Genomic DNA, 23240 nt, shown 5'->3' with positions numbered 1-23240 from the left:
TGAGTTTATTATATCGTCTTCCGATCACCGAATAGTGTATACTGATTGGGACCAATCATTCCCTGTGAGTGATCCATACGAAACGCTTCGAGAGACAGATATCGGACCACTGATTGAGGAGTACGGAGAGATTGAACTTTCCGTGGCAGATGACTTGTTTGAGCGAATGGTCATCTCCGTGGTGAATCAACTCATCTCGACTGAGGCTGCTCGAACGATCAGAGGCCAACTGTTCGACGAATTTGCCATCACACCGGACGCGATGCTTGCCGCAGACGATGTTTCGCTTCGATCGGTCGGGCTCTCTCCCCAGAAGATTGAGTATATTAAATCGATCGCACGCTGGAGTAAGACCGAGAACATCACTGCGGACTCATTTTCCGAGATGGACGACGAGGCTGTGATAGAGGAGCTCACAACAATTAGAGGCGTTGGTGAGTGGACCGCAAAGATGACACTAATGTTTGGATTAGGCCGCGAAGATGTGTTTCCTGTTGAAGACCTTGCGGTGCGACGTGGCATGGAACAGTACTTCGGCGATGAGACACGAGCCGAGATGCGATCGCGAGCAGCGCAGTGGACTCCATATCGATCGTACGCGACGCTCTATATTTGGAACCAGTATGTTCGAGAGAATTCCTCGGTTGAGGATATCGTTGTTGAGTAGCCAGTCTACCGATTTCGACCGAGAAGCACATACAAAATGATCCCAAGGAAGGGGGCGAAAAATACGACTACGGCCCAGAGGAATGCAGGATGAGAACTGTTCTGTTTTGCGTCGGTATAGGTCCAAACTACCATCGCAACGAACACAACAAAGGTGAGAAGGCCAAACAGCAGTGCAATTGCGTTTCCACCGCCTTGAAGCGCGAGGTTTGCTAACATAATGCCCACAACACAAGACATCCAAATGTATGTTGTGGTTTTTTGATCTATGTTAACACCGCTTACTCTTCGAGATACTCTTCCTTGTTGGACTTGCCACCACGGTGATCACCGTCTGCACGCTTTCGCACATCGACACGGTAGTGTTCAAGAATATCTCGACCGAGCAACAGCGGGTAATCCATATGGCTTCGGTCTTCGACGCTTGCAGTGACTGTATGTTGGTTGCCGCCGATTCCGATCACCAAATCAATGACTGGGCGCGATCGACCACGCTTCACAGAGCCAGATTTCACACGCGTCATGCTTTTGATCGGCCCCGCACCGATCTCCGCAGCAAGTTTGGTGTCGATGCTTGATCGGGTTGCACCGGTATCGGATTTGGCCATAATCTGTTTCGAGCCGCTTGTTCCGATAACATGGACCTCTTCGATGTACCCAATAAGCGGTGTATCGGCAAGTGTTGGTGGTTCGACGCGTGGCATACAGGATGGCGTTGAGTCATCAAGCGTTGCTGATAATCCTTCCACTCGCTCATCGTCTACCTCACCATCTGCTTGTTCGATCGCAAGTTTTGCAATGTATGGTGCTGGGCTTGTTCCAGTTGCTTTGTAGAGGCCTTTGAAGCCGGCGGTTGGGTTGACTTCAAGGACGTACCAGCCATCATACCCTTCAATCAGGTCGACACCAGCGTAATCCAGTCCAAGAACATCCGCAGCATACAGTGCGGTTTCAGCAGCCTCTTCAGGCATCGAATCGGTTGCATCCTCGACAGAGCCACCAAGCGCAACGTTCGTTCGCCAGTCGCCTTCCGGCGCGTACCGGTACATCGCGCCAATAATCTCATCGCCAACAATGTAGACACGGAGGTCGCGGTGTGCCTCATCATCCCGATCGATAAGTTCTTGCAAAAACGCCTGTCGGTTACCAACCTTTGGATTTACGGGATCAGTGAGATCCACTTTCCACGTCCCGCCTCCATGGGTTCCGATCGCTGTTTTATAAACGCCAACGTCACCAAACTTGTCTCTGTCTTGATTGAGTCGATCGTTCGAGAGCGCTAAGAATGCGTCAGGAACGCGGATATTCCAGTCTGCAAGCGTTGTTGCGGTTGCGAACTTATGGATCGATGTGAGGACTGCATCCGGCTCGTTGAGCATTGGACGAATTCGATTGAATGTCGTTGCAAGCCCAAGCAGCTCGGCAGGCTCTTCGGTATTCGAGAGGAGCAACCGGTTCGCAATAATATCAACATCCGGGTCGATCGTTACGTTACTGTCTGCGACATCAATTGCGGTGTTTTCAGAGCGTAACCAGAACGGCTCATGCCCTAAATCTTCAACTGCATTAAGAATCGCTTTTGTCTCTTTACTGTTGTGGAGCGACAACACTCCGACACGAACTTGCTCCCCATCGGACATACTCAAACAGTTCAAATACTCGTTGATAGGCGTGCCGGTCTCGGAACACAGTGTGAACAGTCCCCGTACCAACGTTGATACTCACGAGGACGGGTTTATATGATTGAGCCACGAGTGTGTTTGGTATGAACGATGACGGGGCCTTCACGTATAATGGCGGGAAGGTTTCTCCGGGCGAAACACAGAATATCCGATACGGAATCAGCGAGACGTATCTTGGTGATCCGGTTCGAATTCCAGTAACAATCATCAATGGTAAAAAGCCGGGGCCAACAGCATTTCTTTCTGCAGCAGCACACGGTGACGAATTAAATGGCATTGAAGTTGTCAGGGAAGTCGCCCACGAATGGGACCTCACTGACCTTGCAGGAACGCTTGTCTGTATGCCTGTGTTGAATGTTCCTGGATTTCTTGCACAGCAACGATATCTTCCAATCTACGATCGGGACCTGAATCGATCATTCCCTGGTAGGGAAGCGTCTACAAGCGCAAAACGGATGGCATATCGAATTTTCAAGAATTTTATTGAACCATGTGATATCGGTCTTGATTTCCATACGTCAACGCGTGGGCGAACCAATATGCTTCACGTGCGCGCAGACATGGCAGACGTGAAGTCACACCGTCTTGCAATGGCATACGGATCAAACGTTATTCTTGACAGCGAAGGACCGGATGGGACGCTCCGTGGGGAAGCAACCCGTGCGGGGGTCCCAACAATTACGATCGAGATGGGGGAAGCACACCGGTTCCAGCGCACGCTGATTGATGATGCGCTTGCGGGTGTTGAAAGCGTCTTCGCAGAGTATGGGATGTTAGAACAGACTGCGGTTCGATGGCCTGGCTGGCGAACAATCATCACTGGCGATCGCGAAAAGACGTGGATCCGTGCCGATGTCGGAGGGATCGTTGATATGCATTATGAACGTGGAGCACTCGTCCATGAAGGCGATCGGATCTGTACAATCACCAATCCGTTTAAGAACGACAATATCGTGGTTGAAGCACCGTTCACCGGGCTTCTTGTCGGTATTCTGGAGAACCCGGTCGTATATCCTGGCAATCCGCTCTGTCATCTTGTTGAGCTTGGTGAAACAACACGTCGGGTGGTCGAGCTTGAACAAACACCACCGAATGGGGATGCAACCTAAACGAGGCATTGACAGACGAACTGCGTAACTTCTATACCACCCCGGTACGGAGTCACAGACAGTATGAGTCAGTCGTACAATCGGGGCCTCATCGAGGACTTCGGCCGGTGGCGGGAGTTCTCTGCAGGAATGTGGGCATGGATTTTCCACAAGTTTACCGGCTGGGTGCTTGTTGGATACCTCTTTACCCATATTGCTGTGCTTTCGACGGCACTCGCAGGTGACGCAGCCTATACGAATACAATCCAGACGCTCGAAAGCTTGCTTCTGGTGCGAATTCTTGAAGTTGGTCTGCTCGCCGTTGCGGTGTTTCACATCCTCAACGGGATGCGGCTTCTGATGGTTGATCTAGGAATCGGGCTGGAGGCACAGGACAAGAGTTTCTACGCGTCGTTGATTTTGACCGGTGCGATCACTGTCGCATCGGTACCGACGTTCATTGCGGGGGCATTCTAAGATGGCAGAGCGTTACTCTTCGTTTAGACCAGGTGGACGACGGTGGTTGTGGCAGCGAATTACAGCAGCATTCCTCGTTGTTGTTCTCGCATTCCACTTCTTCCTGCTTCACTTCATCTACCATGCAGACGAAGTAACATTCGCCCTCTCAAGTGCCCGAATGGAATCGTGGGCATACTACTCGCTCATGATTCTGTTCTTGGTCACCGCGACATTCCACGGCGTCAATGGTGTCTACAACGCCCTGATTAATCAGGGCCTGAAAGGGACGAAACGGACCATTATCAAATGGACGCTGATCGTTGCAAGTGTAATTCTCATCGTCCAAGGGGTTCGAACCGCGAACGCATGGGCCGGAATTACAATCCTTCCGTTCTAACCTATCATGAGCACACAAGTTCCAAAACAAAAAGAAGCCGAATCGCCTGCGGAAGAAGAATCCGCACCATCTGTCGGCAAACAACGGCGCGATCAAGCGAAAGCAGAGCGTCGAACCGCCGCAGAGAAACAGAAAGAAGCTGCTGAAAAAGCAAAAGAAGCTGAGGACACCTACCATATCAAGGTCTTTAGATACGACCCTGAAGTTGAGGGGAAACAGGAACCACGGTTTGATGAGTTCCACGTTCCGTTCACAAAAGGGATGACTGTCCTTGATGCGCTAATGTACGCACGGGACCATTACGATCCATCGCTTACCTTCCGACACTCGTGTCGACAGGCAATCTGTGGCTCGGATGCATTCTTTGTAAACGGCTCACAGAAACTCGGCTGCAAGACGCAGCTTTCAGAGCTTTCAGAGCCAGTTCGTATCGAACCTCTTCCACACCAAGATGTTGTCAAAGACCTCGTCGTGGATATGGATCACTTCTACGAGCAGATGCATGCGATCGAACCGTACTTCGATCCTGATGAGCTGCCGGATGGAGAACTCGAAGAGCAACGACAGACACGAGAGAACCGAGAGAAGGTGAAGATGTCAACTCGGTGCATCTGGTGTGGTGCCTGTATGTCTTCATGTAACATTGCCGCCGGAGACAACCAGTATCTCGGGCCAGCAGCAATTAACAAAGCCTACCGCTTCGCCATGGATGAACGCGAAGGTGAGGCCCGAAAACAGGAGCGACTCAAGATCATCGAACAAGAACATGGTGTCTGGCGCTGTCAGACCCAATTCTCATGTACGGAAGTCTGTCCAAAGGACATCCCGCTCACAGAGCACATCCAAGAGCTCAAACGTGAAGCGGTGAAAAGCAACCTAAAATTCTGGTAGCGACTCAAAATTCAAGAGTATCCAGACCTAACCTAACTTGAACACATAATTATGTACGAACACGACGTGATCGTGGTCGGCGCTGGTGGTGCGGGCCTCCGAGCGGCGATCGCAGCTAAAAATGAGGGCGCAGACGTCGCTATCGTCTCGAAACTGCATCCCGTCCGCAGTCACACGGGTGCAGCAGAGGGTGGCATTAACGCCGCACTTCGAGACGCCGACTCGTGGGAAGACCACGCCTACGACACAATGAAGGGGTCCGACTATCTCGGTGATGCCCCAGCGATCGAAACGCTCTGTAAGAACAGTCCAAAAGAAGTAATTCAACTCGAACACTGGGGAATGGCGTTTTCCCGTGAAGAGGATGGCCGCGTGTCACAGCGTCCGTTCGGTGGGCTATCGTTCCCACGAACAACGTATGCAGGTGCAGAAACCGGCCACCAGCTGCTTCACACGATGTATGAGCAACTGGTCAAAAGTGGTGTTCAGGTGTACGATGAGTGGCACGTGCTGAACCTCGCCGTCTCCGATGAGGAGCGACCAGAGGATCGCACCTGCCATGGTGTTGTCGCGTATGATGTCCAGTCAGGAGAGGTATCTGGATTCCGCGCACGAAACGGCGTTATTCTCGCAACTGGTGGCCCAGGACAGGCATTCGATCATACAACAAACGCAGTCTCGTGCACTGGTGACGGTCAAGCGATGGCGTACAGAGCTGGTGTCCCACTTGAGGACATGGAGTTTATCCAGTTCCACCCAACGTCGCTGCCGTCGACCGGTGTGCTCATCTCCGAGGGTGTCCGTGGAGAAGGTGGTATCCTCTACAATGCAGAGGGTGAGCGGTTCATGTTTGAGCATGGGTACGCAAACAATGATGGCGAACTTGCCTCCCGTGACGTCGTCTCCCGCGCAGAGTTGACGGAAGTCAATGAAGGACGTGGAATTGAAGACGAATACGTCCACCTCGATATGCGCCACCTTGGCGAAGAGCGGATCATCGATCGGCTCGAAAACATCCTCCACCTGGCAGAGGATTTCGAAGGTGTTGACGGGTTGGTTGAGCCGATGCCGGTGAAACCAGGTCAGCACTATGCAATGGGCGGAATCGAAACTGATGAGAACGGAGAAACCTGCGTTTCCGGTCTCTATGCTGCTGGTGAGTGTGCATGTGCATCCGTTCACGGAGCAAACCGACTTGGCGGAAACGCCCTTCCAGAACTTATTGTCTTTGGAAAGCGTGCTGGGAAACATGCTGCCGGTGCAGATCTGGAAACCGCAAAGATCACCACTGGCAAACGGGGCGAGTACGAACTCGCAGAGATCGACAGTCCAGTCGAACTTGGAGAGCCAGGATCGCGTGGCGATGCAGTTGCAGACGGTGGTGCAGTCGCAGAAGGTGGCGCAACTGATGGCGATTCGATTCTTGAAGCAACAGTTACTGCTGAGAAGGCCAAGATCGAAGACCTACTCGAACGCGATGGCATTCATCACTCCGAAGTTCGATCGGATCTACAAAAATCGATGACGCGGTATGTCAACGTGTTCCGCGAGGAAGACGGCCTGAAAAAGGCGCTCCGAGATATCCGCGAGGCACGCGACCGCTACCAATCGGTTGCCGTCTCTGATCCATCACGGACGTTCAACACCGATCTGTTGCAGACGATCGAGACACAGAATCTGCTTGACCTTGCAGAAGCGATTACGGTTGGCGCACTGGCACGGAAGGAGTTCCGTGGCGCTCACTGGCGTGCTGAAGCACAAGAGCGGCTTGATGACGAGTGGCTTAAGCACACGATGCTTTCATGGAACGACGGTTCACCAGAACTGTGGTACAAGCCAGTCATACTTGAGGGCGAAGAAAAGACCTACGAGCCGAAAATCAGAAGCTACTGATCGGCCCACTCGTGTCACCCCGGCCTCGATCACGATCGAGTTCGCTTTTTCGGACGATTATTGTACCGAGCTACGGCCTCGTGCTAATGGCACGCCCGGATCAACTCTTGTTAATGGTATTTGTCTATCTCATTGGAGTTCTTGCCGGCACTGCCACCTATACTGTCGCCCCTCCGTCACTGGTCTCCGTCAGTGTCGGATTTGGTGTCTACCTCCCGATTGCACTGAGCGTTCATTACGCAAACGAGTATGCTGACTATGAGACCGATCGCCTCACAACGCGGACCCGGTTCTCCGGTGGGAGTGGGGCGTTTGATCGGTTGGCGATCGATCGACAGCTAGCGAAGTATGCGACAATAGGAACCGGGATTCTCGGAGGTGTGCTGATTACAGTCGGGGTTGTGACGGGAGTGGTGAGTCTCTTTTCTGGCGTCCTGCTTTGTACGATCGCACTGCTTGGTTGGGGCTACTCAGTTGGGCCATACCCGCTTGCGTGGAACGGGTTAGGAGAGATCGACAATGCACTGCTTGGCGGCGTGTTGCTTCCATGGTACGGCTTGAGCATCGCTGTTGATGGTTCAGTACCGATCACCTCAGTACTGTTTTTTGTACCGTTCGGCTGCGCTGTGTTCTGTAATCTGTTAGCAACAACGTGGCCCGATCGTCAAGCAGATGCGGCTGTTGGAAAATTCACGCTGGCAACGCAGTGGCCATCGAGCAGCCTCAAACGAATGTATTTCAGCGGTGTTCTCGGCATCATACTGACAACCGCGCTTGCGATTTATATTGGGGGCCTTCCACTGTTCGTCGCGATCGGAATGCTTGCTGTAACGCCCTTGCTATTTTGGAGCGCGCGACAATATACGGCGCAAGAGTCACCATTTCCGACGGTGTTTGTGATGCTCCTGTTTGTTACTACCCAGGTCATCAGTTGGGCATATCTATGTATTATCTACTGATAACCAGTTCCTCATTAAATATCAGGTTATTCGTCATCGGTCGAAATATCCACGATAATCAGCCGAATATAGTAGCATAGTAACTCGCATACATATGAGTAGATGGTCGATAGATCGCTTGAAACATCAAAATTCGGCTAAATTAGTGTTTCGTCGATTGTCGTAGAGCAGTTTTATTATTGTCGAAGATAAGAAGAATGTACGAAGATGATTACGGAAGCAAAACCCGTTGCTCCGCTCCCAACAGAGCTTCGGTCACCGCGTGCAAAACTGGTCTATTTGTATCTCTCAACGCAGAACGGCGCAACGATCTCTGAACTTCAAGACGGGCTTCAGATGAAAAAGATTTCGCTGTACAGCATTCTGAAAACGTTGCAGAAACGTGGAGTGGTCGCAAAGAACGCAGACCAGTACGTTCCATCTGCGCAGTAAATTAGTTGTTTCTGGTCGATCGTGCTTTTCGAACCCCAGCGCCATCTCTAACTAGATCCTCACAGTGGGGGCAGACGCGGGGACGGTCCATGCCATTCGGTGTGAACACGCGGGCATACGCTTGTGTGACGAATGCACCACAGTTCTGACATTCGGGCATATCAGAGACATTCATAAACTATTGTATAAGTTTTGTGGAGATTCACAGAATACAAGTAGTTAGTTGTTGGAGGCGGAGCGATTTTACGAATCGCCGCAGAACGACTACTGTGGACGCACATCAGAGACAGTTTTCGAACCCATTCAGTATGGATACCGCCTGCACCAACTGTGCGGAACTCTGTGAGACGCGGGAGACAATCGTACACGGATATGGCGATGTTGCAGCGGAGTTTCTTTTTATCGGCGAGCACCCAACGGCGGCGGCTGAAGAAACAGGTGTCCCGTTTACCGGGGATGACGCAGGCGAGCGACTGCAGTATATCCTTGGTGAGTTGGGCTTTGTCCGATCAGAACCGACCGCAACAGAACCGGATATCCAAAACGCATTTCTCACATATTTGACCCGCTGTCGGAACCCTGACAGAGCGCCAACAGACAATGAAATCGATCTTTGTGAGCCGTTTTTAAATGCCGAGATTCGGATGATAAATCCACAGATGCTTGTGCCAATCGGTGATCGAGCACTCAAAGCGCTTGCAATGGATTATACGACCACAAATCCGGATTCATTGTCAGTCGAAGAGACCCACGCCACAACGCTTCGTGGCCGTGGATTTGAGCTCCTCCCAATGAGTGAACTAAATGCACAGTCAGACGCTGATACTGAGGCATTTATTAAACACGTAATGGAGAACGTATTTAGCCGGGACTATCGACAGACGAAAGGGAGACAGAGCAGATAAATAGCTACCAGTATGGTGTGCCCCGGGGCGTTTTTGTGGCTCCGCTGAGAATCGCGACGATCGAGATACAAACAACGGCTGCAACAGCTATTATATTTGGCTCGGCCCCAACCTGCGTGAGCCCCCTAAGGGCAGCGAATATCGAGAGGCCAACGATACCGACACCAAGCCATCCGACAGCTTGCTGGAGTGGTCTGTTCATATCAAGACGTCAATCCAAGCAAACCTAAAACAGCGGGTTCAAGGGTGTCGCAGTTCGAACATTTTGTATGACTGTTATCGCGATCATTGCATCACCACCACGAGAGGGATTGGTGCTTCCGGAGTTAGCAGAAACAAGTCCACTAACTGCTGCCGAAAGTGCTGAACTGTATGAAGCACTGTTTCGAGATACAGTCCTCTCAGTTGCCCGATCAGGTGGTGAATTGCTTATCAACTTCCAGCCTGCAGATGATATTCCAGACGCGTACCAGACGGATATCGACCCTGAAGCAGAGCTCCGTGCAATTGTTGCGGACACGCTTGATGATGTGAGCAACGTCCGATTTGAACCACAGGTTGGATCGACAACAGCCGCGCGCATCGGAAATACGGTGACACATCTGCTGCGCGAAGAGGGTGCAAAATCAGTGGCAGCCGTTCCAGGTACGGCCCCACTTATGGCTCGAACCGTCATTGACACTGCAGCGATGCGGCTCCGAACAAATGACGTTGTTCTCGGCCCATCGCTAGATGGACGTGTCTACTACGCTGGGTTCACACAGCCGATCGATTTTGCAGATGCATATGCACCGCCAACGATTGAGACGCTCGCTGATCGTGCAGCAGACGCCGACTACGAGACAGAGTTCCTTCCGATGCAGCCGGTGATCGAACGTGGATCGGATCTGCTTTCGGCGCTGCCGATGCTCCGATCACGATTTACTGCAGAACGAATTGTTCCAACCTACACGTCAACCTTTATTCATGAGACTGGGTTGGCGGTTGTGAACGATGATGGAGACGATCGAATCGTTCTCGACCGATAATTTACACGCTACAATTGATATTCGATCGGCGATAATCGATAACCCTTAAAGGGACAACCCTGTATACAGTAATGCGTGGTGGGATGGCAGAGCGGACTATTGCGCCTGCCTTGAAAGCAGGTGGCCATTGGCCTCCTGGGTTCGAATCCCAGTCCCACCGCATTTCTGTACTACTCATATCTGTGAGCGATTGCGATCATCCGATCACAATGCGCGATCTACAAGTCTGTTTCAATGCCTTGATGGCCACCGCTCACTGTATAGCGAATCGGATCAAAAAATGACCCGATTTTTCGGCGTTCTCGGATGCTAATTAAATACGGCCGACGTTTTCGACAGCGACGCTCTCGACACCCTCAACAGATGAGAATGCTTCTTCGACTGCCTCCGTTCCACCTGCGCCGTCTGCGACGAGCACAGTCGGGAGAAGTGCAACAAGTCCGAACGCAACGTTGTCGCGCTCGAAACCGTTGATTTGTGCACCCTCTGGAAGGGACGCTTCGAGTTTGTCTTGGAGCTCGTCAAGATCGAGTTCCGGACTGTTCGGCATGACTTTCATTTTGGCTGCGACTTTTCCCATAATTATGGACCTCGGAAGTTACAGGTTGGGCATTCGTACAGGTTGCTCTGCTTGCGGCACTTTGCACATCGGTGCACACCAGTGCCACATTCCGGACAGTTGAACGACGCAGCGTTCATGCCGGCAACGTTAATCCCACAGGAGACACATTGTCGCGAATCCTGTTGACTCTGGCTCATACGTATACCAACCGGCGCGCGACTTTTAACCGTTATCTTTCGCCCTCCAACAATTGCGTCATTTGATCTCTCATAGTTATCAGCCAAAAAGTAGTGGTCCGATAAGCACACCCATTAGATGTACACGTTTTACGTTAAATCGCGGTGGGATGAGCCCCACAAGCGTCGACACAACAAATACACCGACACCAAATATCCCCGCAAACCCTCCCGATAAGAGTACGAGTAGTCCAAGAATGCCCACAGAGACCAGCCATGGATCGATCGAACCAACCGCTTCGAGAAATCGATCGCCAACGATAATAACAGTCAAAAACCCAATACACGCGCCAAACACCGCTGCAGGGAGTAGCAAAAATAGATTGAGTGGAACATCGGTGTGATCGACTGCAACCATCACACCGGTTCGGGGTGTGCCGAGCGCATACAGCGCAAACAGTGCAAAAACCGTGTTCGCGGTGCTTGCGCCGCTTGTCACGACAATAAATCCACGATCGATATCATCCGTTGACACCGCAGGAAGCGCCAGTACGCTTGCGATTGCTGCGGAGACTCCCGGTAGATATCCAACAATTGCCCCTGCAATCGACCCGGCTGTTGCGGTCTGGATAAATCCGGCTCGATCCATTAGAATCTGTGAACCGTGCTGTGGAGGAACGCCTTCTCCGTTTACCGCGTCGATCAGAACAGGAGCGCCGAACAAACCAGTGAGAAGCGGCATAAGCATACTTCCTGCACCAAGCGGTGCAGATGGATCCACATCGAGTGTTGTGAGGCCAAGCGCTGCGCTAAGCCCAAATGAAAAGAGCGCAACCACTGCTGCCTGCACCGATCGCTCAGTGAGCAATAGGATACAGACAATGCTGGCTAAAACGATCCATAGATGCGCACGGATCATTGGATACGATCGGATCATCAGCCATGTAATCGGAATGGCTAACACAAGTGCAAAAATCACTGCACAAAGGCTTCCAGCCGCAGAGATACGAAGCGCTTCACGACCTCGGCCAGCAAGGACGAGCCGATGGCCAGGTAGTGCAGCGATCGCCATTGCAGCATCTGGTACCCCGACGGTGAGCGCAGGGACGATGTCAACGAATGAGTGCACAACACCCGCGGTCACCATTGCGGCACCAAGAAAAATTGGATCGATCGGTATGGTGGGTGCAATTGCTGCTAAAAGTAGGGCAAAGTTGTTCGCGTGAAGTCCAGGCACAAGCCCGCTCAGAACTCCGAGAAGTCCACCACAGCCTGCACAAAACACGAATAGAACAACAAATTCGAGGTGTGAAATCATCGGTTAGTGCGATGCATGCTACTGGACATGCAATCCAATTTAAATACCAGCCCAGGTTCAACGTGCCAGTGATATTGCAGAAAGATTGAATATCAATTCAGTATACATATTATGAAGTGACCCTCGCTACGGTGTTGGATCGGGTTGAGGCGTTTCGCAAAACGCTCCGGGTATGTAATTATAACTGTGGGTTAGCGCCGATCGAGACGGTTCTTGAGTATATCGGCGTCCATAACGTGACAGTTGAGTACGCAGCAGATCCAGCCTATGACGAAAATACACTTGTGCTCCTTGATGGGGAGACAGTGATTGCAACGGAGAGCGTCGAGACAGTCTACGAGTATGTGACCAATTGGGAAGCCATTGATCACAACGCGGTGTTAGAACGACCATCAGTGCTTTCAAGGCTCGATGATACAATGTTTCGGTCTGAAGGCAAAGAGCGGATGATTGTTGCCTCTCGAGCGATCGAACAACGAGCGGACAGAGTTGGCCGCGGGCGACTGCACGTTGGGTTTCAGGAACTCTCTCGAGCGAAAGACCAGTGGTCGTTCTACCAAGCACTCGATCCTGTGGTTGATGTGTATATTTATGGAGCGGCTGATTGGGTACCACCAATCAGCACACACATCAATGTTCACACGGGCGATACCGATGAAGTCCGATCGTTCTGGTGGGTTATTTTTGACGGTGCAGGTGCAGATGTTGAAAAAGCAGCGCTGCTTGCAGAGCAACGAAGCCCGCAGAGTTACTACGGATTCTGGACGTACGATCCTGGGATCGTTGATGAACTTTCAGAGTATGTAAAAGAGACATATCCACCGACGATCGCTGCCGGCAAGACTGCAAAATAAGTCCGTACTATTTTAGTCCAAGAATCGATCGCGCTTGTTTGGGCGTTGCGATCGGCCGACCAAGCTCTGTTGCGATCCGAACGGCCCGCTTGACTAGCTGCTCATTACTTGTTGCTAACTCACCACGCCGATAGTACAAATTATCTTCTAACCCAACACGAACATGCCCACCCAAGAGAAGGCCCTGTGTTGTCATCGGAAGTTGATGTGGCCCAAATCCAAGTATATTGAACTCCGTTCCTGGAGGGAGGGTATCGGCAAGGGTGCACAGGTTCCGCGGATGTGGAATGGTTGTTGTACCACCACCAAATACGAGATTGATGTACGGGGGAGCAACAAGATCGTCGATAATCCGCAACGATTCGTTGAGGTGCCCGCCATTGAACACTTCGAGCTCCGGTTTGATGTTCCGATCGAGCATAACTTCGTGTAACCGATCGACCAGCGATCGGGTATTTTCGCTTGTGAGCTTCCCGTATCGGTTGAGTGGACCCATGTCAAGCGACGCCATTTCGGGTGCAGGATCCGTCAACAACGGTTCAACCCGAAGCTCGTCCGGTGCTGCAGTGCCGCCAGTTGAGTGTTGGATGATGATGTTGTCCGTCGCCGATCGAACTGCATCGGTCACCTCCTGGAACGCATCTGTCGAAAACGCTCGCTCTCCGTTTTCTTTGCGTGCGTGCAGATGAACGATGCTCGCACCTGCACCTTCACATGCACGAGCAGCCGCCGCAATTTCAGCAGGTGTTTCGGGGAGGTTCGGGTTTGCCTCTTTTCCATGTACGCCACCAGTAACTGCCGCGGTGATGATGACAGGTTCACCATCAAGATATGACTGGTACGTCATTCTGTCTCCGCACCCGAAACGTCTGTATCGAGTGTTGATTGGTGGGCATCGTATATTTCACAGTCTGTTGTATGCGTGAGCCCGTAGCGATTGTTGCAGATATCGGCTCGCATTGGTTGGACAAAAGAGTCTGTTGCTGTACAAAAGGCACGGGCTGTATCAAACGATTGCTCACCATGCTCTTTACGATATATTAAAAATGGACACTGTGAAGTCATACTGTCCGATCGACCGCCATACTATTGAACACCGTAGTGGCATGCCCGTAACTGCCTGATCAATAGCTACCAGGTTCCGTCGACATATTCATCATTGAACTCCCATTCGCCTTCTCCGTTTCGAATCATGTACTCACCATAGTATGGGACGCGGTTGGAGACTACTTCTCTAAACGCAGCACGAATCTCTGGCTCTGTCATCTCACCCATTGGCTTGAGATCGTCATTTCGGTTGAGACAGCCTTTGAGGAAGCCCTGATGCGTCACCCGAACACGGTGGCAGTTCGCACAGAAGTTTGCATTTTCGACGGGATCAACAATTTCGACCATTCCTTCACCGATCCAGTACCGTTTTCTGTTGTGCATATTCCGATGCTCAACCTCATCTGCGATGTCCGCAAGCCAGTCATGCACGCGCTGAATGTCGATGTTCCAATCGGGTCGTCCGGTAAGCTCCGGCATATACTCGATCAACTGCAGCTGGAGGCCGGGATTCTCTGCAACATGGTTGACCATTCCTTCAACATAGCCTGCGGTGTGTTTGAACACAACCATATTCAGCTTCACGGGGTCTAATCCAGCATCAAGTGCAGCCTCAACACCTTCCATGACCCGATCGTACGCCCCCGATTTGGTGATTTCAGCGAATGCGTCCGGATCAAGCGCATCCTGAGAAACATTCACCCGTGAAAGTCCCGCAGCGGCGAGATCTTCTGCTCGTCCGGGGAGGAATGTGCCGTTCGTCGTAAGTGAGGTCTCCATGTTATTTGGTGTGCGCTCAATGATCTCTTCTAAATCCTGCCGGAGCATAGGCTCGCCACCAGTGAACTTCACCTTCTCCACGCCAAACTCTGCTGCAACGGAGAGGAACCGCACCACATCGTCGGTACTCATCTCCGAGTCAGAGGGCTCCATCGGGCCTCGGGTATCCCCGAGCCCCTCGTTATGACAGTAGATACAATCGAAATTACACCGATCGGTGAGCGAGACGCGGACGCCAGTGACTTCGCGGCCAAAGTCATCCGACAGCACAGACCCATCTCCAGGCTGTGCGGAGTACTCCTGTTCTGGCAGGCTCATATACGGAAGCAATCTGTTCCGACGGTTAAGCATGCGGGTGTGAACCACAGTAACGTAAGCAGTAGTCCTTACGAAGCGAGGTAATACCGGCAAAAGATAGTGTCGAATAGTACCATATGATAGTTATATCTCAATTCGAAGCCCATCACGTGCGATTCGAACCTCCCCAGCAAATCCATTCGATACTGCCTGGCACATCTCGTCGTGTTTGCCTTCCGTATGTGGATATAAATGCGTGAGGTAGAGCCGATCGACGTCGGCGTCTGTGAACGCTTCTCCAAGCTGTGTCGGCGTTGGATGGTTTGAGACATCGATCGAATCCGGAAACGAACAGTCGTGTGCGACGACACGACATCCAGCAAAGAACTGTGCGATCGACGACTGTGCCTCAGTATCGCCACTGTAGCCAAACACCGGCTCTCCATCAGATTCCGGCGCGATTCGATAGCTGTAGCCGTCCATAGAGTGGACCGTCTCGATCGCATCAACACCAAACCCACAGATAGTAACTCGTTCGTCAGCCGCAATCTCTCGAATCGAAAGGTCAACACGTCCCTGAAGATACGAGTGGACAGAAAGGAGCTGTTCGAGCATCGATTCCGTACCTGGTGGGCCAACAATCTCGAGCGCTGTTTCGCCGGCCAGCCATCGAGCTTTGAGAAGTACCAGCAGGTCAGAAATGTGGTCTAGATGATGGTGCGTAAGCAACACCGTGTCGATCGCCTCATACCCAACTGACGTCTGTGAGAGCCTGTGTAAGATTCCGCTTCCACAGTCGAGTAATAGGTGTCTGTCAGCGTTTGAAACAAGGAGTCCGGTTTGGACGCGATCGGCGATCGGCATCGCAGCACCGGTCCCAAGGAATGTAACCTCCATATCAGTGACAGCTGTCGCCAGTTGTTAAATCGTTCTGCATCCCTATTGGGCACAACCGACTTACTACTGTAACCCATAGGTCAACTAACTTGTATGGGGCCACGTGAGCTGTTGAGTGCGGCGGATGAGACGCAGTCGTTTGATTTCGATCCCGAAACCGTCGCACTTGAAGACTGTGCTGAATTTGATCGGCTTGATCCTGTTGTCCAACGCTGGTGGATCGACGAGTTCGGTGCTTATATCGCACAGAACGACGGATTCTTCACACCACCACAGCGTGGTGCAGTGCCGCATATCGACGATCGAGAAAACGTCTTAGTGTGTGCCCCAACTGGGAGCGGAAAGACGCTCTCCTCATTTGCAGCAATTATCAACGATCTCTTTCGACGAGAGCAAGCCTCTGCTGATGGGCTTGAAAACTCGGTGTACTGTCTATACATTTCGCCACTGAAATCGCTTGCAAACGATATCCATCGGAATCTGACGGTTCCGCTGACAGGGATTACCGAACGACTCGAAGAACAAGGCATTGAGACGGAGATCCGCCATGCGATCCGTCACGGCGACACAAAAAGCAGCGAGCGCCAACGAATGCTCTCGGAGACGCCACATATCCTCAATACAACACCAGAGACGCTCGCAATTTTGCTTAATTCGCCGAAATTCAAAGAGAAGCTCAAAACGGTTGAGTACGTGATTGTTGATGAGATTCACAGCCTTGCTGCAAACAAACGCGGTACACACCTCTCGGTAAGTCTTGAACGGTTAGAAGAGCTTGCAGACACCTCACCAACGCGCATCGGCTGTTCTGCAACCGTTGAACCGCTGACAACCGTGGCAGAGTATCTTGTTGGCCGATCGGAGCCAGACGGTGAGCCACGCCCCTACGAGGTTGTTGATACACGGTTTGTTCGCGAACTGGATATCAAGTTAGAGTGCCCAACGGACGACCTCATTAATACGCCATCGGAGATTGTCCATGGCCGCTTCTACGATCGGCTTGACGAACTGATTGAGACGCATACGAATACACTGGTGTTTACGAACACTCGATCGGGCGCTGAGCGAGTGCTACACACGCTTCGTGAGCGATTTCCGGATCGATACACGGACGAAAACTCCGGCTGTCATCACGGGAGTCTCTCAAAAGAGCGACGAACAGAAATCGAGGACGGCCTCAAAAACGGCTCATTGTCGGTTGTAACGACCTCGACAAGCCTGGAACTCGGCATTGATATGCCGTATATTGATCTGGTTGTCCAAATCGGCTCCCCAAAATCCGTTGCTTCGCTGTTACAGCGGGTTGGTCGGGCAGGTCACCAGCTTGGTCAGACTGTCACTGGGCGTGTCATTGCGCTCGATCGGGACGAGCTGGTCGAGTGCGCAGTTATGCTACAAAAGGCAGCCTCAGGCTTTGTTGATCGGGTGTTCGTCCCCGAGAATGCAGCGGACGTTGCCGCCCAACAGGTGTATGGAATGGCGATTAACGGGGTCAAACGCGAATCGACGATTAAGAACACGCTCTGTCGAGCGTATCCATATCGATCGTGTAGCGATCGTGACTGGGAACAGCTCATGCGCTATCTCACCGCATCGTATCCGGGATTAGAAGACAAAAACGTCTACGCGAAAATCTGGCGTGACACGAACGATCGGCCGGATGGAGAGCACCACTATCCAGCGTTCGATGTTGGCGAGCCACTGATCGGAAAACGGGGACGACTTGCTCGCGTCATCTACATGACGAACATCGGAACCATTCCTGATTCGTTTACATGCGATGTGTACACCCGCGGCGACAACAGTTGGGCTGGGACACTCGATGAGGGCTATCTTGACACGCTCGAACGTGGCGATGTATTCGTTCTTGGTGGGCAGCATTTCGAGTTCCGATACCGTCGTGGCTCGAAGGTGTATGTCGATCGGACGAGTGCTCGACCGACCGTTCCGTCGTGGTTTTCCGAACGGTTGCCGCTCTCGTACGATATGGGCCGTGAGATTGTCTCGTTCCAAGGCGAACTGATCGATCGGTACGACGACGGCGGCTCGCCAGCAGTTCGGACGTGGCTTCGGGAGTTTCCGATCGACGAGAACAGCGTTCGCTCTATTACCCGAATGTTTGCAGAGCAACACCAGTATCTCGGCGACGAAAGCGTCAGTACGCCCGAACGGTTGGTCATCGAAGAGGAACTCGACCGAGAGACGTACCGCCGCCGGTTCTACGTCCACTCGAACTACGGTCGACGATTTAATGATGGGCTCTCGCGACTCGTTGCGTATCACTGCGCACAGCACGCAACGGCAAATGTGCAGGTCGCCGTTGCAGATAATGGCTTTTCGATAGAGATGCCACTCAACCGAAAAGTCAACATCGAGCATGTGATCCGATCGATCGATCCTGATACTGTGGGTGCGGATCTTCGAGCAGCGATCGACGGCACTGATCTTCTCCAACGATACTTTCGGATTAATGCGACCCGATCACTGATGATTCTGAAACGGTACAAAGGGTATGAGAAATCAGCAGCCCAACAGCAGGTATCCAGCGAGATGTTGCTCTCGTTTGCTCAAGAGTTGGATTCATTTGCCGTCATGGAGGAAACCTATCGTGAGATTCTGGAGGACAAACTCCATATTGCCGCTGTTACAGAGATTGTCACACAGATCGATCGAGGCGAGATTGCGGTTGTGACACACGAGGTTCGATCGCCAAGTCCACGAGCATTTGGACTGGCAACACTGATGGCGAGCGATGTCGTGCTTGCAGAAGATGAATCTGCAGTGTTGAAAGCGTTCCATGAACAGGTTATTGACTCGATCGAAGATGGGCAGGCAACGACCAACGACTGACACCAATCACGCGCCGCACTCCGTAGACACTAACCGCAAGACCGTTAATACAGGGTCATGAACGTCACGCAGCTCACCCTTCCGTCGGATGATCCAGTTGCGCTCGGTGAGTGGTACAATGATGCACTCAATGTGGATGTTCTATTTTCTGATGGGGCAGCGATAGTATCGGCTGGCAGCACCGAGATGATACTCACCGATGCAGACAAGCGTACAGCGCCGTATCACGTCGCGTTTCGATCGCAGACTCCAGTTACCGAGCTTTATGATTGGTTTACTGATCGTGGTGAACACATCAGCGTTGAGGGAGAGTCAACAATCCGCTTCGAGTTTCTCTCGGCTGATGCAGTGTATTTTGAAGATCCCGAAGGAAACATCTTAGAGTGTCTCCACTACGATCGGGATACACCGAAACAGGATTCGCTCGGACCAAACACCGTTCATAGCGTTACCGAAGTTGGCTTACCAGCACACGACACAGCATCGCTTCAGTCGTGGTTGGTAGACACTGTGGGACTCTCCACGATCGGGTCACCAACTGAGACTTTTGCGTGGGTGGGTGACTTCGATAGTCGATTTGTTGTGGTTCCTGCGGGTCGTGATTGGTATCCAACCGATCGGCCGGCGGGTGTTAGTCCGCTCACTACAGAGGTTGCGGTTGAAAATACAGAATGCGAGGTATATGAATCAACAACACATCCATATACGATTAATAAAACATCTCACACTCAGAGGTCATAGACTGCAATACTTGCGTATTTGTTGGTCAGAGATCCGAGTATAAATCCATAGACCCAGTGAGCTACCAGTGTGAGGCCAAGATATGCAACAAGTGTGAGTCCTGCTTGGCCGGTGTAGAACGCAATGAGAAAGCCACACCACATGATGGTTGCAAAAGTCATGCCACGAAGTGCAATGCTCTTTCCTGGTGGGAGATAGTTTCCAAGCGTTATAAACAACAGCGGGAGCGTTGTCGTACCGCCACCAATGAAAATCACGAGTCCGATTGGAAAGCTTGGACCGAGCCCGACAATCGTCGCCAACCCGGCAAACGCTTCAAGTTGTATCACACCAAACAGATATCCGACGCCAAACAGGGGCATCATTGCAAGCATTCCAATAAGACCAGCAATACCGGCAACAATAATATCTCGTAGCGTAACGCTGCTCGTTTCTTCAATTTCCCGTGAGGGCGTTACGACTCGTTGTTCGGTATCACTAGACATGATACGATAGTTCGTCTAGCACCGCAAAAAACATAGTTATTAATCGTTTAGAATTAACTAACGGGTTGCCCACGTACACATTCGATCGTAGAACGGGTCCGATCGAAGTGCGTCTTCGTCACCAACTAACACAAGCGACTTCTTCGCCCGTGTCAATGCGACGTTGATCCGTCGATAATCTTCAAAGAGTGGGCCGTCAAGCGAGCCGGTTGCGACAAACGAGACAATAATCACTGCCTTGCTCGATCCCTGAAATCGATCGACGGTATCGACGGTCACATCCACTCGATTGCTGATCTCTGCAACCTGTGCACGGAACGGTGCGATCACACCGATATCCGCTGGCTCAACACCCGCATCAAGATACAGCTCAACGATCGATTGGATTCGATCGGCTTCGATCGGATTAGCGTTCCCTTGGCGTGTCCCGTCTGGGTCAATAAAAACAACTTGATCCCGGAACTGTTCAGGAAGCGTCGCATATGAGACGCCAAGATCAGCGAGTGACTGTGCTGCAACAGCCCCGTTTGCCGGACGGAGTTTACCATCATAAAACTCGCTCGATGAGAACGCTTGTATCCGCTGGGGCATTCGGTACTGTCGATCCAAAAGGACCGATGCGTCAGGATATGTTTCGATCAACCGTTCAAACAGCGAGGTTTGGAGCTCGTTCTCCGATCGAACGACGGGTGGGAGCTGTTCGTGATCGCCGACAAGGACAAATCGATCGGCCAAATTGATCGCCGCAAGGGTTGCAGGCTCGGTTAACTGGGAGGCTTCATCAACGAGCGCCACATCAAACGACTCCTCTTTACAGATTCGAGAGCCACACGATGTCGTTGTTGCTGCAACCACTGACGCATCCCGAAGGGTTGCAGCCTGTTGGTTCGGATTCCCTCGACGCGAGAGCCGGAGATCTTGCATATCCGATCGAACACCTGACGCAGTGCCGATCCGAACAATGTCCTCGAATCCTTGCGATCGGAGCGCCTCAAGCAGATTATCAACGGCCCTGTTTGTGAACGCTGAGACCAACACTCGATCGCCACGATCGACAAGCGCACGGACAAGCCGAGCAATTGTGTATGTCTTTCCGGTACCGGGTGGACCGTGAATAAGCACACAATCTTGGGCGGTTACCCCCATGTTGACTGCCTTGTTCTGTGCGTCGTTGTTATCAATGTAGGTTTCATGGTTGCCATCAAAGGCTGGGTCGCGCCGTCCAAAGAGGACGTCTTTCCGATCGGTGCTGCCCTTGAGAATCGCATCATGGACAGCTTCTAACATCCGATCGACCGAAATTTCTGACGGGTAGATGTCGAGTCGTGTGAACGCCACTGGCTCGTCCGTGGTCACCACTACCGTGTCACCCACTTCTTCGATTCGGCACAGTTCCGCATGGCCCGTGACCGGATCACCATCACTTGCGAGTGCAACATCACCTGGACGAAGTTTTGAGACCGCACCTGACTCATTTCGTGCAGTGAGCCGCCAGCGGTTCTCTTCGATCGGTTCACGGCCCGCATATGAGAGATCGATGAGCGCCCGGTCCTCGGCTGCGCGTTCAGTGGCGGTCTGCTCCCACAGCTTTCGATAGGCAGTATGAACGGTCCGTCTCTCTTCTTCGATCGCGTTGTAGAATCGCTCAAAATACGCCTGCTCATCTTCGGGAACGGGCGTTCCGATCGCACCCGCTTTTGACTCCTGTGCTAACCGGCCGGAGACAACCATACAAGCGTCCTGTGAGAAACAGTACTCACATTTTGCATCTGCCTCATATCCAGTTGGGATCTCCCCGCGTGCCTCAAGTGCGGCCAAATGGTTTCTGCAACGAACGACGTACTCGAATAATCCACGTCCCATTGAGAACTCTTTTGCCGGCGAGAGATCGCCGGTCTCCTCATTCCGTTCAAGCGCGGTGTTTTTTGTGTACAGGAGGGTACCGGTATTGACTGGAACCCCACGCTCTTCGAGCATCAGTCCATAGCAGGCTGCCTGTATTTTATCGTGGAAGCGAGGCTCTCGCCGTGTATTCTTCCCTGTTTTGAGTTCAACCGGCATTCCTCGTCGCAGTGCATCTGCCCGCCCTTTGAGGCCGAACGTGGGGCTGATCAGGGTGTACTCCGATCGCCAGTCATCCTCACCAGTAAGGGTTCCTTGTGAGAGCCAGCCCTCGATCGAGGCCGCATTGCGCCGAACCTCGTTTTTGACCTCATCGGTCTCGTAGCCGAGGAGCCCCAACTCAAGCCCAGCCTCCTCAACTCGGTCATCGATCGACTCCGCAAGTGATCGTCCACGAAGCAGGTCACTAAACACCTCGTGAACGATCGTTCCCTTAATAACAGGGTATTTTAGTGGAATACTGGACAGTTTGTTGAGATAGTACTCTCGTGGACACTGCACCCACGATCGGATATCCGTCACATTGACCAAAAAGCCAGGCTCCAACACGACGTATGAGGATTTTTGTGTGCTGTATGTTGTTTCGCCTTGAAATGTATCTTCTGCGGGGTCGGTGAGGAGAAGTTCCATCCCCTCGGTAGCGTACTGTGCAGTTTCGGTCCATTTTCCCCAAACTGTTACTGTCGTGAGCCCAGCAACGCTAATCGGTTCATCGTATGGTGCTGCTGCACCGGTATGGCGATCGCCAACACGGAGTGTAAACTCCGCAAGCTCGCGCTCACCGTACGTTGTTTGGACAGTCTTTGGGCCGTCGATCGAGACAATCGAGCCGCGGAGGGTCGCAGTCACTGTCAACACTCAGATAGCGACACACAAAAACGCTACCGCTGTAGATGCCGCACGGTCTTGGCTCGATCGAATAACGGAGGAA

At 52.1% G+C, this 23240-nt stretch carries 26 protein-coding genes and 1 tRNA gene; 14 read left to right on the top strand and 13 right to left on the bottom strand.

Translation table 11 applies throughout. From position 1 onward, the window contains the following. Window positions 1–64: 64 nt before the first annotated feature. Window positions 65–667: a DNA-3-methyladenine glycosylase family protein gene (locus AArcSt2_RS13330; protein ID WP_250585293.1), complete on the top strand. Its 603-nt coding sequence runs from the start codon at window positions 65–67 to the stop codon at window positions 665–667. Between the two features lie 5 nt (window positions 668–672). Here the strand turns inward: AArcSt2_RS13330 and AArcSt2_RS13325 are convergent, their stop codons facing one another. Further along, a complete protein-coding gene (locus AArcSt2_RS13325) occupies window positions 673–885 on the bottom strand; it encodes a PLDc N-terminal domain-containing protein (protein ID WP_174654050.1) in 213 nt (70 codons plus the stop codon). A gap of 62 nt (window positions 886–947) precedes the next feature. Further along, the gene (locus tag AArcSt2_RS13320) at window positions 948–2312 is read right to left on the bottom strand and encodes a putative ATP-dependent zinc protease (RefSeq protein WP_484549546.1); all 1365 of its coding nucleotides are present in this window, start codon (window positions 2310–2312) and stop codon (window positions 948–950) included. Window positions 2313–2431: 119 nt separating this feature from the next. Between AArcSt2_RS13320 and AArcSt2_RS13315 the strand changes: the two genes are divergently transcribed. The 7 genes from AArcSt2_RS13315 (at window position 2432) to AArcSt2_RS13285 (ending at window position 8467) form a co-directional block, all read left to right on the top strand. Then, on the top strand, window positions 2432–3457 hold the full coding sequence (locus AArcSt2_RS13315; RefSeq protein ID WP_174654052.1) for a succinylglutamate desuccinylase/aspartoacylase family protein: 1026 nt from the start codon (window positions 2432–2434) through the stop codon (window positions 3455–3457). Window positions 3458–3520: 63 nt separating this feature from the next. Continuing rightward, window positions 3521–3913, top strand: a complete 393-nt coding sequence (gene sdhC, locus AArcSt2_RS13310) for a succinate dehydrogenase, cytochrome b556 subunit (RefSeq protein ID WP_174654053.1) — start codon at window positions 3521–3523, stop codon at window positions 3911–3913. Between the two features lies 1 nt (window position 3914). Continuing rightward, on the top strand, window positions 3915–4292 hold the full coding sequence (locus tag AArcSt2_RS13305; RefSeq protein ID WP_174654054.1) for a succinate dehydrogenase/fumarate reductase transmembrane subunit: 378 nt from the start codon (window positions 3915–3917) through the stop codon (window positions 4290–4292). A 6-nt stretch (window positions 4293–4298) separates the two neighbouring features. After that, window positions 4299–5183: a succinate dehydrogenase/fumarate reductase iron-sulfur subunit gene (locus AArcSt2_RS13300; protein ID WP_174654055.1), complete on the top strand. Its 885-nt coding sequence runs from the start codon at window positions 4299–4301 to the stop codon at window positions 5181–5183. 51 nt (window positions 5184–5234) lie between these two features. Next, window positions 5235–7076: an FAD-binding protein gene (locus AArcSt2_RS13295; protein ID WP_250585291.1), complete on the top strand. Its 1842-nt coding sequence runs from the start codon at window positions 5235–5237 to the stop codon at window positions 7074–7076. Window positions 7077–7162: 86 nt separating this feature from the next. Further along, window positions 7163–8035 (top strand): prenyltransferase, encoded by an 873-nt coding sequence (locus AArcSt2_RS13290; RefSeq protein ID WP_250585289.1) that lies wholly within the window; start codon window positions 7163–7165, stop codon window positions 8033–8035. 207 nt (window positions 8036–8242) lie between these two features. Further along, complete coding sequence (locus tag AArcSt2_RS13285; protein ID WP_174654058.1) at window positions 8243–8467, top strand: helix-turn-helix domain-containing protein; 225 nt, start codon at window positions 8243–8245, stop codon at window positions 8465–8467. A 1-nt stretch (window position 8468) separates the two neighbouring features. Here AArcSt2_RS13285 and AArcSt2_RS13280 read toward each other — a convergent pair whose 3' ends face one another. Next, window positions 8469–8627 carry a DUF7563 family protein gene (locus AArcSt2_RS13280; RefSeq protein WP_174654059.1) on the bottom strand — a complete coding sequence of 53 codons (159 nt, stop codon included), beginning with the start codon at window positions 8625–8627 and terminating at the stop codon, window positions 8469–8471. A gap of 109 nt (window positions 8628–8736) precedes the next feature. On the opposite strand from AArcSt2_RS13280, the gene AArcSt2_RS13275 reads away from it, so the two are divergent. Further along, complete coding sequence (locus AArcSt2_RS13275) at window positions 8737–9372, top strand: uracil-DNA glycosylase (RefSeq protein ID WP_250585287.1); 636 nt, start codon at window positions 8737–8739, stop codon at window positions 9370–9372. A 4-nt stretch (window positions 9373–9376) separates the two neighbouring features. On the opposite strand, the gene AArcSt2_RS13270 is transcribed toward AArcSt2_RS13275, so the two are convergent. After that, window positions 9377–9574: a hypothetical protein gene (locus tag AArcSt2_RS13270; RefSeq protein ID WP_174654061.1), complete on the bottom strand. Its 198-nt coding sequence runs from the start codon at window positions 9572–9574 to the stop codon at window positions 9377–9379. Window positions 9575–9641: 67 nt separating this feature from the next. Between AArcSt2_RS13270 and AArcSt2_RS13265 the strand changes: the two genes are divergently transcribed. Beyond that, window positions 9642–10400, top strand: a complete 759-nt coding sequence (locus tag AArcSt2_RS13265) for a glycosyltransferase family protein (RefSeq protein ID WP_174654062.1) — start codon at window positions 9642–9644, stop codon at window positions 10398–10400. Between the two features lie 77 nt (window positions 10401–10477). Then, window positions 10478–10560: transfer RNA gene (locus AArcSt2_RS13260), tRNA-Ser, on the top strand. 153 nt (window positions 10561–10713) lie between these two features. On the opposite strand, the gene AArcSt2_RS13255 is transcribed toward AArcSt2_RS13260, so the two are convergent. The 3 genes from AArcSt2_RS13255 to AArcSt2_RS13245 all read right to left on the bottom strand — a co-directional run bounded on the left by AArcSt2_RS13255 (window position 10714) and on the right by AArcSt2_RS13245 (window position 12456). Continuing rightward, the gene (locus AArcSt2_RS13255; RefSeq protein WP_174654063.1) at window positions 10714–10980 is read right to left on the bottom strand and encodes an elongation factor 1-beta; all 267 of its coding nucleotides are present in this window, start codon (window positions 10978–10980) and stop codon (window positions 10714–10716) included. 2 nt (window positions 10981–10982) lie between these two features. Continuing rightward, complete coding sequence (locus AArcSt2_RS13250; RefSeq protein WP_174654064.1) at window positions 10983–11159, bottom strand: HVO_2753 family zinc finger protein; 177 nt, start codon at window positions 11157–11159, stop codon at window positions 10983–10985. Window positions 11160–11238: 79 nt separating this feature from the next. Then, window positions 11239–12456 carry a tripartite tricarboxylate transporter permease gene (locus AArcSt2_RS13245; RefSeq protein WP_250585285.1) on the bottom strand — a complete coding sequence of 406 codons (1218 nt, stop codon included), beginning with the start codon at window positions 12454–12456 and terminating at the stop codon, window positions 11239–11241. 116 nt (window positions 12457–12572) lie between these two features. Here AArcSt2_RS13245 and AArcSt2_RS13240 point away from each other — a divergent pair, with 116 nt between their 5' ends. Beyond that, window positions 12573–13310: a hypothetical protein gene (locus AArcSt2_RS13240; RefSeq protein ID WP_250585283.1), complete on the top strand. Its 738-nt coding sequence runs from the start codon at window positions 12573–12575 to the stop codon at window positions 13308–13310. A gap of 7 nt (window positions 13311–13317) precedes the next feature. Here AArcSt2_RS13240 and AArcSt2_RS13235 read toward each other — a convergent pair whose 3' ends face one another. The 4 genes from AArcSt2_RS13235 to AArcSt2_RS13220 form a co-directional block, all read right to left on the bottom strand. Then, the gene (locus AArcSt2_RS13235; RefSeq protein ID WP_250585281.1) at window positions 13318–14157 is read right to left on the bottom strand and encodes a beta-keto acid cleavage family enzyme; all 840 of its coding nucleotides are present in this window, start codon (window positions 14155–14157) and stop codon (window positions 13318–13320) included. Next, complete coding sequence (locus AArcSt2_RS13230; protein ID WP_250585279.1) at window positions 14154–14375, bottom strand: hypothetical protein; 222 nt, start codon at window positions 14373–14375, stop codon at window positions 14154–14156. The genes AArcSt2_RS13235 and AArcSt2_RS13230 overlap by 4 nt, the downstream gene beginning before the upstream one ends. 66 nt (window positions 14376–14441) lie before the next feature. Continuing rightward, window positions 14442–15407 (bottom strand): GTP 3',8-cyclase MoaA, encoded by a 966-nt coding sequence (gene moaA, locus AArcSt2_RS13225; RefSeq protein ID WP_250585384.1) that lies wholly within the window; start codon window positions 15405–15407, stop codon window positions 14442–14444. Window positions 15408–15578: 171 nt separating this feature from the next. Next, window positions 15579–16331 carry an MBL fold metallo-hydrolase gene (locus AArcSt2_RS13220; RefSeq protein ID WP_250585277.1) on the bottom strand — a complete coding sequence of 251 codons (753 nt, stop codon included), beginning with the start codon at window positions 16329–16331 and terminating at the stop codon, window positions 15579–15581. Window positions 16332–16424: 93 nt separating this feature from the next. Between AArcSt2_RS13220 and AArcSt2_RS13215 the strand changes: the two genes are divergently transcribed. Continuing rightward, window positions 16425–19181 carry an ATP-dependent helicase gene (locus tag AArcSt2_RS13215; RefSeq protein WP_250585275.1) on the top strand — a complete coding sequence of 919 codons (2757 nt, stop codon included), beginning with the start codon at window positions 16425–16427 and terminating at the stop codon, window positions 19179–19181. Between the two features lie 57 nt (window positions 19182–19238). Further along, window positions 19239–19922 carry a VOC family protein gene (locus AArcSt2_RS13210; RefSeq protein ID WP_250585273.1) on the top strand — a complete coding sequence of 228 codons (684 nt, stop codon included), beginning with the start codon at window positions 19239–19241 and terminating at the stop codon, window positions 19920–19922. Here the strand turns inward: AArcSt2_RS13210 and AArcSt2_RS13205 are convergent. Beyond that, the gene (locus AArcSt2_RS13205; protein WP_174654072.1) at window positions 19910–20407 is read right to left on the bottom strand and encodes a DUF6789 family protein; all 498 of its coding nucleotides are present in this window, start codon (window positions 20405–20407) and stop codon (window positions 19910–19912) included. The two genes, AArcSt2_RS13210 and AArcSt2_RS13205, sit on opposite strands and share 13 nt — an antisense overlap. Window positions 20408–20464: 57 nt before the next feature. Then, window positions 20465–23158 (bottom strand): ATP-dependent helicase, encoded by a 2694-nt coding sequence (locus tag AArcSt2_RS13200; RefSeq protein ID WP_250585271.1) that lies wholly within the window; start codon window positions 23156–23158, stop codon window positions 20465–20467. Between the last annotated feature and the right edge of the window lie 82 nt (window positions 23159–23240).

It is taken from the genome of Natronocalculus amylovorans, assembly GCF_023638035.1.
GTDB classification, from domain to species: Archaea; Halobacteriota; Halobacteria; order Halobacteriales; family Haloferacaceae; genus Natronocalculus; species Natronocalculus amylovorans.
Note: the sequence above shows the minus strand (reverse complement) of the source record. Positions and strands in the feature narration are given on the sequence as shown.